The sequence below is a fragment of the Streptomyces sp. NRRL S-31 genome, assembly GCF_000718775.1.
Taxonomy (GTDB): domain Bacteria; phylum Actinomycetota; class Actinomycetes; order Streptomycetales; family Streptomycetaceae; genus Streptomyces.
This window is the reverse complement of the sequence record NZ_JOCB01000165.1, coordinates 1-9,157: the sequence shown is the minus strand read 5'-3', so window position 1 is coordinate 9,157 and position 9,157 is coordinate 1. Positions and strand designations below refer to the sequence as shown.

The window sequence follows — 9,157 nt, the reverse complement described above, 5'->3', positions numbered from 1 at the left end:
GACTTCCCACGGCTTCGGCCGAGCCACCCCACACCCCCGGATCACCAGTTCCGAACTGATCCAACCACCTCGAAGATCATTTCGTTAGGAGTTCTAAGTCCAGCCGCCGGCCGCCACGAGGGGCCCGACCTGTACGAGCTGTGGAGGCCCTGTCGTGAGCCGGACTCTCGCATGGAGCCTCACACCGGTGCCGCCCTCGGCTGCGTAGAGGTGCTGGCCGAGCTGCATGGCAAGGGCTGGGCCCACGGCGACGTGCAGCCCGCACACTTCATCATCGGCCCGGATCGCACGCACCTCATCGACCTGGCCTTGGCGTGGGGCGGACACGTCCCCGAGGGGTACGACTTCCCGTTCCGCGGCTGCCTCGTCCACTACGAGGCGCCAGGCGCCGGAGATCGCGCGCAGCGTGCTTGCGACCGGAGAGGCGCAGCCTACGCCGGAAGCGGACATCTATGCGCTCGGCGCGTCCCTGCGCATTTCCGCCACGGGCTGGCGGGCCGTCGAGTACCCGGACGACGCACCGCGCCCCGAGCAGAGACAAGCCGTCGCAAGTGGCAACCGCCGGCCTGGGAAGGTGCATGGCGAGCTGGGCGAACTGATCGACGCCATGCTCAGTCCGGCGCCCGAGGGCAGGCCCACGATCTACGAGGTCGGTAAGGCCCTGAGCTGAGCCGTAGACCCCCAAGCAGAAGACCGGACCACCCCTCCGCCTGGACAGCATTCAGGGGGCCCGGTCGCGGAATCCCTGGTCAGGGCCCCGGTGCCGATGACAACGGCCCGGCCGGTGTACTCGTGGCCGTCTGATCGGTCCTGCTCCCACCCTCGGAGGCGGTTGCCGTCAAACACTGCCGTCAAGGCAAAACCCAGAGGCCCCGGATCTCTCCGGGGCCTCTGTTTCATGTGCACTCGGCAGGATTCGAACCTGCAACCTTCTGATCCGTAGCTTCATAGGGATCGGTCGCTGGCGGTCATACCGGTCGCGCCGTGGTCCTGGAAGGACGCTGGGGGACAGGGGCGGTTGCTCGGGTTGCTGTATTGCGTTGCTGTACCGCGACCGAGCTGCGCCCCACCTCTGGTGGCATCGTCTACGGCTGGCGCACCAGCCGGTCGAGTCGCTTCTGCGTGAGCACTCGGGGCAGTTGGAGTTGCGGCTTCGAACCAACGGCCAGGGGGCGCATCATCTCGATGGCACCGCCGGTCGAAGCACCGTCCTCGTGGGAGAGGATGTGGCAGTGCCAGACTGAGGTTCCCGGAATGGTGTACGTGCCAACCCAGGCCGTGATGTAGTCCGGAGGGGATACAAACGTGTCCTTAGGCCCGGATTCATAGGCTTTCGCTGGCTCGAAGGGTCCGACAGTCCCAGGTACGGGCTTGCCGTTGGCGTCCCACTGACCGACGTGCCATCTTCCGATCAGCTGGAGTTCGACGATGTGCTCATGGAAGGGATGCGCGTCGGGACTGTGGTTGCGCATGGCCCAGACTTCCGTGGAGCCGAGTTGAGGCGTCTCGGTAGGCGGGTCGAAGTAGTTGAGCAGCTGGTTCTCGTCCCCGAGCTGGGGCACACCAGGCGTATTTTCGCCGGCTTGGACCGTTCGGAGACGAGCCCGCGCCAATTTGCGAGCGAGTGGCTCAGCGTTGTTGGTCTCCCGGATCGTCTTCGGTACCCGTGAGTGATCCGGAGACGTCACCTCGGGGCAAACGTCGAATCGCATAAGCTCAGGGATCAGCGGGGCTACGTTAGGTCCTGGGTAGGGCGCAGAAGCATCGTTGGCCAGCACCCACTTCTGCCCGTTGTGGCCAGTGAAGTCGACAACCACCTTGTAGCGCTCTCCGGGCGAGATGAGCAAGTCGTTGACCCGCGTGGGATGCCGCAGATAGCCCTCGTCATTTCCAACCACGGTCATGGCCGGCGCAGCCGAGGGGGAACCGGCGACCTGTCGGAGGCTGAGGTGGTAGAAGCGCGAGTCCGAACCGTTGACCAGAGTGAAGGTATAGCGTCGCGGCTCCACCTTCTGCTTGGGTGCGATGGTCCCATTGATCACGGGGACGTCGCCGAAGAACTCCGGGTCGGCGTGCGTGTAGCACAGCGAATAGTCGGCGTTGAACGACTTGTCCTGGAGCACGTAGGACCTGGCGAAACGCCCCCGTGGCAGCCCGAACGACGGCTCGAGCTTGTCGGTGTTGGGCGCCAGCCCTGCCAAGCCCTCATAGACATGGTACGAGTCATGCGCGTCCGCGTGGTCGTGGTACCACAAGGGCGCCGCAGCCTGTCTGTTCGGATAGCTCTGCGTCTGTGATCCACCTGGCGGGACTTCCACTCCGTTGGGCAGAGGGACGCCGTCGCTTGCCACCGACTGAAGACCGCCGTGGCGATGTGTGGTGATGGTGTTGTTGTTGGGCTGGTCGAACGGGAAAACAGGTGTTCCCGCTGCGGGCAGGTTGTTGATGACCCGCACCTTGATCGGATGGTTCTGCTGGGTGACGATGGTCGGTCCGAGGTAGTCCACGGTGGCGTTAGCCGTGCTATATCCCAGCGTCTTCGTCGTCCCCCACTCACTACTGAATTTGTGAGTGTTGTGCACACCCACCTTCAGCGTGTAGTGGTTCTTCCTGTCCGGCGCTGCAACCGGCGGCTGCTGAACTTCATCGATGAAATGCGTCGCTGCGGGCGAGGGGCCACAGGACGTAATCTGGGCAGCCTGTACAGACGGCGCCCCAAAAAGCAACCCGACCCCTGTCACAGTCAATCCTGTAAAGCAAGCCAGCGTACGCTTCGGCACCAGATTTTTGGCATGCCACCAACGCTGGAGATGCAATGTCGCCCTAAGCAAGAAAGCCTCCCGTACAGCGTTACCGACGTGCGACCGATGCCCAATTGGACACGGCGGATCAAGGATGCATACGGTTGTATGCGGTGCCCCTATGACGCGTCGGCTTGAGTACCAAAGTCGTCTAACGACCACTCGAATGATGTAGGGGTTTGAGAAAACGTACGCGACACCACGTGCAGTGCACGCTGCGATCTAGTCACGACGTATCACCAGCCCGACTGTCAGGCCGTGCCGGGTCGTTAGGCCGACAACAGATGCCCGCTGCCCTTGATGCGGCCCGCGTACAGCCACTGCCACGCTTCGTCGGAGGCGTCCGCGTCCAGGGCCGGGGAGATCGTTCGGAGGGCGACCGATACCCAACGGTCCGCCTGTGGTGCCGAGCAGGCGTCGAACGATCAGCGCGGCGTCATCCGCCACAGGTAATCCGCGCAGGATGTCGCGGGTCCAGCGGCGGGCCCGGCTCACTTCTTCCGGGAATTCTGGGCACCTCAGCCCCCAGACCCGGGCTGTAGCGACGGGCGCCCTCGACCGGCCGCTCAAGTTCGCCGCCGAACTCGCCCAGCTCGACATCAGCGACCACGCCTGCCGCCTCATCCGCACCGCCTGGACCCTCGGCGCCCGCAAGGACCTGGACACCTCCGCCTGCGCGCCTGGGCCCACATGCTCGGATTCCGCGGCCGCTTCTCCACCAAGTCCCGCCGCTACTCCACCCTCGGCGCCCTCCGCGACACCCGCGCCGAATGGCGCCGCGCCCAGGCAGCAACCGACGAACGCCCGGCAGACACGACGTACGTCCTCGCCCACTGGGTCTTCGCCGGCACCGGCCTGTCCGACACCGAAACCTGGCTTGCCGCATCCCTCGAACCCGCCCCCGGCACGGAAGGAGAGCCCACCCCATGACAACGGTGACCATCACCCGCAAGTGGCACACCACGGCCGAAGTCGCCGAGATGCTCGTGCTGGGCCCAGGGCAAGGACGCCAGGCGGGCCAAGGCACGGCAGCGGTGTTGCGCGGTCGGAGAGTGCTGTGAAGCGTTCCCGTCCCGGCGCGTCATCCAGGCCGCACGTGACGCTCTCCGTGCTGCCCTGACCCATGCCGTGGCCGAAGAGGAAATCGGCAAGAACGTCGCCTCACTGGTGAAGGTCCCCAAACCGCGCCGCCGCCGGATCAAGCCCTGGTCGGTCGCCGAGGCGGGCCGGTTCCTCGCCGACTGCGCCGCGCGGGACGATCACCTCTTCGCGGCCTGGATGCTCGTGCTCTGCCTCGGCCTGCGCCGGGGCGAGGTCCTGGGGCTCACCTGGAAGTCGGTGGACTTCGACGCAGGTGAGATCTACGTGGATCACCAGATCCAGCGGGCCGGGCGGCAGATCCTCCACCGGGAAACCAAGACCGCGGAGTCGGACGACTTCCTTCCCCTCCCGGCGCTGTGCCTCAAGGCCCTCCGCATGCGGCGGGCTCAGCAGAGCGGAGACCGGAAGGCGGCCGGGGAGCTGTGGCAGGGCACGCACGACCTGATCTTCACCACGAAGTACGGCACCCCGATCGAGCCGGGGAACCTCACCCGGATGTTCGCGCTGCGGGCCCGCCGCGCCGGCGTCCGCGTCATCCCGCTCCGGAACACCCGGCACACGTGCAGCTCGCTCCTGGTCGCACTCAAGATCCATCCGAAGATCGCCCAGCGGATCCTGCAGCACTCCCAGATCGCCATGACGATGGAGGTCTACGCCGAAGCCAGCGAGGAAGAGGTGCGGGCCGCGCTCGGCAAGCTGTCGGATGCCATGGGCGGCGCCGGCTGACGCGGTTGCTGCACTTCGCTGCTGTACGCCCCTGAAACGCGAGAGGCCCCGGAGTAATCCGGGGCCTCTCATCTGTGTGCACTCGGCAGGATTCGAACCTGCAACCTTCTGATCCGTAGTCAGATGCTCTATCCGTTAAGCTACGAGTGCTTGTTCTTTTGTTTCGTCTTCGTTCCCGGCCCTTTCGGCCCGTTCCCGGCGACAGGAAGAACATTACATGACTGCCGCCGTCATGTGAAATCCGCTCCCCACACCCCTTGTGACCTGCGAAAACGCCCAGAGGACGGGTGGGAACGCGCAGGCGGGGGCGGGGGAAGCCGGGGAACGCCGAAGCCCCGGTCCTGGGGACCGGGGCTTCGAGATGGAGCGGAGGCGGAGGGATTTGAACCCTCGATGGGCTGTAAGACCCAAACCGCATTAGCAGTGCGGCGCCATAGACCGGACTAGGCGACGCCTCCAGCACAACCGCTCACGCGAGCGCGCGAATGGTGCGTGCAGATGATGACACAGGTGAGTGCCCTGTCACCAATCGCCCCCCACGGTACTAGGCAGTCGCCCCGCAGGGCAAAGGGCTTCGCCCGGCGGGGGCCGCGAGACGCTCCGCCGGGCGGAGCAACGTTCCGGCGGGTGGCGCCACGTTCCGGCGGGTCCCGCGTTGGACAGGGCATGGTCTTCGTCCTGCCGGTTCCCGGGCGCCTCCTCCTGGCTTCCCTGGCCGCCGCCGCCTCCGCTTCCCTCGTCCCGCTCACCGCCGCCCCCGCCGGGGCCCTGCCGCCGCCCGTCCGGCCCGACGACCGGGGCGACCACCTCACCGTCGTGGTCCGGCACGCCGGCGCCGGACGGGACGGGAGGTACGAGGTGTACTGCCATCCCGAGGCCGGGCACCACCCCGACGTCTCCGGGGCCTGCCGGACGCTCGACACGCGCACGCAGTGGGGCCGGGACCCCTTCGCGCCGGTCGACCCCGGCGCCACCTGCACCATGCAGCACGGCGGCCCGGCCACCGCCCGGGTCACCGGTACCTGGGCCGGGCGCCCGGTCGACGCCTCCTTCGACCGCGGCAACGGGTGCGAGATCGGGCGGTGGGACCGGTTGGTGCCCCTGCTGCCGGAGGTGGGGGCGCCCCGGTAGCCGAGGGGCCGGGGGAGGTGGCGACGGGGCCGGGGATGGTGGCGGCGGGGCCGGGGGCGGACGCACCGGTTCCGTAAAGGTCCGGCGGAGGTATCGCGGTGCCGGACCACGCGTCACCCGTTCGCCGTCACTTCCTCGTGGGACCTCCCTCCCATCCGGCACCGCGCGCACGACCCGTGCCCTTAGACTCCCTCGCGTGACACGTCGCGGGCCGGTTGGCAAGATGGCCCGAGCTGTCGGCAAGGTGCGGTAACAGGGAGGAAGGCGTCTCGTGAGCGGCAGGCCATCCCGGGGCGCTGCTCGCCTCGCAGCCATACTGGACGCGCTGCCGGACGCGTTGGTCCTGGTCAACGCCAACGGAACCGTCGTCAACGCCAACACCATCGCGTTGGAGGCCTTCGAGGCCCCCGGTACGGCCCTGGTGGGGCGCGGGCTGCTCGATCTGCTGCCCGAGTTCGACTCCAGACTGATCCCGGGGTCGATGCGGCGGCCCGACCACATGGACCCCCGGGGGCGGACCAAGCCGACCCGGATGGTCGCGCGGCGCACGGACGGCAACGAGTTCCCGGTCGAGGTCACCAGCGCGAACCTGGAGAACGGCCAGCAGGCGTACGACGGTTACGGCTACACCGGCGACGAGCTGCTGATGATCGTGGTCCGGGACCTGTCCGGGACCGTCGACACCGAGGCGGAGCTGGCCCGCTCGCAGCGGCAGACCGAGATGATCCTGCGCGCCGCGGCCGAGGGCGTCGTGGGCACCGACACCGACGGGCGGATCGTCCTCGTCAACCCGGCCGCCGCCCAGATACTGGGATACCGGGCCGGCGAGCTGGGCGGCAAGGAGCTGCACACCCTCGTACTGCACTCGCGTGCCGACGGATCGCCGTTCCCGTACGAGGAGTCGCCGCTCGCCGACACCCTGCGCTCGGGGCGCAAGCACCGGGTGCGCGGGCAGACGCTGTGGTCCAAGGGCGACCGGAAGGTGTCGGTCGACCTGACCACCGCGCCGGTGCGGGACGGGGACCAGCTCGTCGGCGCCGTGATGACCTTCACCGACCGGCGGCCGTACGACGCCCTGGTCGAGGAGAAGGCCGCGCTGGAGCAGGCGCACGCCGAGGAGCTGGAGAAACTCTCCGAGGAACACGCCTCCGACCTGACCGCGCTGCGCCAGCGGCACGTCGCCGAGACCGAGGAACTGCGCGAGGCGCACACGGAGGAGCTGGCGGCCGGCGAGGAGCGGTACGCCGCGCTCGCCGAACGGGAGAAGGACCGGTACGAGGCCCTCGCCGGACGGCACGAGCAGTTGCTGACCCTGCTCGGCGAGTCGCTGCGCGGACCGCTGGACGAGCTGCGGCGCGAGCTGTCCGCACTGGCGGCGGACGACGCCGGGCAGCTGTGGCCCGAGGCCAACCAGGTCCTGCACCACCTGTCCGCCGGGTACTCCCGGATCACCACCCTGATCGACAACGTCCTCGGCTACCAGCGGCTGGACGCGGGCAGCGACCACATCACCCGGACGAAGGTGATGCTGGACGCCGTCGTCGCCGCCGGTGTGGACGGGGCCGTCGAGCTGATCGGACCGGGCCGCGTGCAGTTCGCCGTGCACGCGCCGCCCATCGAGGCCGAGGTCGACGCGCAGCGGCTGGCCGTCGCCCTCGCGCACCTCGTGGCGGATGTCGCCGGGGTCGACGCCACCGGCAACACGCCCGTGTCGGCGGGCGGTTACCTGGACAACACCGTCGTGGTCGCCGCCGCCCAGCGCGGTGAGGTGGTGCGGATCGAGGTCCGCGGACCGTACGCCGGGGGAGACCCGGTGCACGAGCCGATCGTGCGCGGGATCGTGCGCGCCCACGGGGGTGTGCTCCAGACGCACGAGGTGCCGGGCATGAGCGGCAGCGCGTACGTGCTGGAGGTGCCGCTCGGCGGCGGGGCGGGCGCGGTCGCCGCGCGGCTCCCGGACACCGTGCCCGGCGCGGGGCCGGCGGACACCGGTGTGGCCGCCGTGGACGATTCCGGCGCGGCCGAGCAGGCCGGTGGCCGGCGGCGGGCCCGGCGGGGTTCCACGGACGCCTTCCTGGAGAGTGACCTGACCGGCGGGGACGCCGGTGAGGCGGACGCGCCGGTGCCGACCGGCCGGCGCCGGCGGCGGGCCGGGGCGCCCGCCGAGGAGGACGCCGTGTTCCCGGCCGAGGGCGCGGAGAGCGCCTCCGGCGGGACCGGGCGGCGCCGCGGGCGACCCGCCGACAACGGCGCGGACGGCGCGGACGGTCCGGAGATTCCGGACGCCGGCAGCGATGCGGGCAAGGGCGTGTCCGAGGGTGCGGTGATGACCTCGGCCGAGCAGGGCGCGGGCGCCGCCGCCGTGGGCACGGGGCTCGGTGGCACCGTGCCGCCGCAGGGCGTGCCCGTGCCGACGGGCCGGCGTGCCCGCCGCGACCCGGACGCCCCGCAGGCCGCGCTGCCGCCGGCCCTCCCCGCGGCCGGTGCCATGCCGGCTCCGGGTGTTCCGGGCGCGCAGGGGTTCCCGGCGCGGGCCCTTCCGGCGCAGGGCGGCGAGACGGCCCCGGCCCAGGGCGCCACCGCGGTCCCCGCACAGGGGACGGCGGCGGTCCCCGCGCAGGGCGTGACCTCGGTTCCGGCACAGGGCGACGAGGCGGACGCCGGCGAGGGCGGACAGCCGGGCGAGCGGCGCCGACGGGCGCTGGCCGCCGCGGCGGAGCGTGCCGCGGCGCAGGAGGCGGGCGGTGCGCGGACGGTGTTCGCCCTGCCGCCTGCCCAGGCCGACCGCTCCCCCGAGGCCCCCGCACCCGCACCCGCACCCGCACCCGCACCCGCACCGGCGAGCGGAACGGCCCCGGTCGCGGCTCCTGGCGCGGCTCCGGGTACGGCCGTACCGGTGCCCCCGGCTCCCGGTGCTCCCGGTGTTCCCGCCGGGGGTCTTCCGGGCGACGACGGCCGGCACGACGCCGTACCGCTCGACCAGGCCGACGACCACACGCCGCCGCAGCCGCACCCCACCAGCGCGCCGACCGGCCGCCGGCGCCGGGCCATGGCCCAGCCGGCCCAGCCGGCCCAGGCCGTGGCGCCGGGGACGGCACCCGGCCAGGTCCCGCCGCAGTCCTTCCCGGTGCCGGGCGCACCCGGCCCGGTCCCGCCGGGAGCGGCGGAGGCGGCCGTACCGCGGGTCCCCGGCCAGGGACCCGCGGCGCACGGCGTCCCGGCGCGGGGCACGGACGGGCGGGGCGTCCCCGTCCCCACCGGGCCCGGGACGCCCGGGACGCCCGGGGTGCCCGGGGTGCCCGGGACGCCCGGGGTGCCCGCCGTACAGTCGCCCGCCGGGACTCCGGCTCCCGTCCCGCCGGCTCCCGGAGCCGCCGTACCCGCCCAGGGCACGGCCG

Annotated in this window: 3 protein-coding genes, 2 tRNA genes and 4 pseudogenes; 5 read left to right on the top strand and 4 right to left on the bottom strand. The window is 70.7% G+C overall.

The window, feature by feature from the left end; all coding sequences use genetic code 11:
• Positions 1 to 114: 114 nt before the first annotated feature.
• A pseudogene (locus tag IF37_RS40210) lies at positions 115 to 670 on the top strand (protein kinase); the annotation flags it as partial.
• 415 nt (positions 671 to 1,085) lie between these two features.
• Here IF37_RS40210 and IF37_RS43155 read toward each other — a convergent pair.
• Both IF37_RS43155 and IF37_RS46270 read right to left on the bottom strand, forming a co-directional pair.
• Positions 1,086 to 2,741 (bottom strand): multicopper oxidase family protein, encoded by a 1,656-nt coding sequence (locus IF37_RS43155; protein ID WP_158727455.1) that lies wholly within the window; start codon positions 2,739 to 2,741, stop codon positions 1,086 to 1,088.
• A gap of 480 nt (positions 2,742 to 3,221) precedes the next feature.
• Positions 3,222 to 3,401 (bottom strand): annotated as a pseudogene (locus IF37_RS46270) (hypothetical protein); the annotation flags it as partial.
• On the opposite strand from IF37_RS46270, the pseudogene IF37_RS44130 reads away from it, so the two are divergent.
• Positions 3,343 to 3,731: pseudogene (locus IF37_RS44130) on the top strand (replication initiator); the annotation flags it as partial. The pseudogenes IF37_RS46270 and IF37_RS44130 overlap by 59 nt on opposite strands.
• Before the next feature lie 63 nt (positions 3,732 to 3,794).
• Positions 3,795 to 4,628: pseudogene (locus tag IF37_RS44125) on the top strand (site-specific integrase); the annotation flags it as partial.
• Between the two features lie 77 nt (positions 4,629 to 4,705).
• Here IF37_RS44125 and IF37_RS0137265 read toward each other — a convergent pair.
• Positions 4,706 to 4,778, bottom strand: a tRNA-Arg gene (locus IF37_RS0137265).
• A gap of 217 nt (positions 4,779 to 4,995) precedes the next feature.
• A tRNA-Ser gene (locus IF37_RS0137260) sits at positions 4,996 to 5,086 on the bottom strand.
• A gap of 208 nt (positions 5,087 to 5,294) precedes the next feature.
• On the opposite strand from IF37_RS0137260, the gene IF37_RS0137255 reads away from it, so the two are divergent.
• Positions 5,295 to 5,759 (top strand): SSI family serine proteinase inhibitor, encoded by a 465-nt coding sequence (locus tag IF37_RS0137255; protein ID WP_030753726.1) that lies wholly within the window; start codon positions 5,295 to 5,297, stop codon positions 5,757 to 5,759.
• Between the two features lie 271 nt (positions 5,760 to 6,030).
• Positions 6,031 to 9,157: PAS domain-containing sensor histidine kinase (locus tag IF37_RS0137250; protein WP_106981938.1), on the top strand; the 3,127-nt coding region annotated here is incomplete at its 3' end.

What these genes read in the sequence shown, in the direction of transcription:
- IF37_RS0137255 (WP_030753726.1), top strand. Translation starts at nt 5,295, where the DNA reads ATGGTCTTCGTCCTGCCGGTTCCCGGGCGCCTCCTCCTGGCTTCCCTG.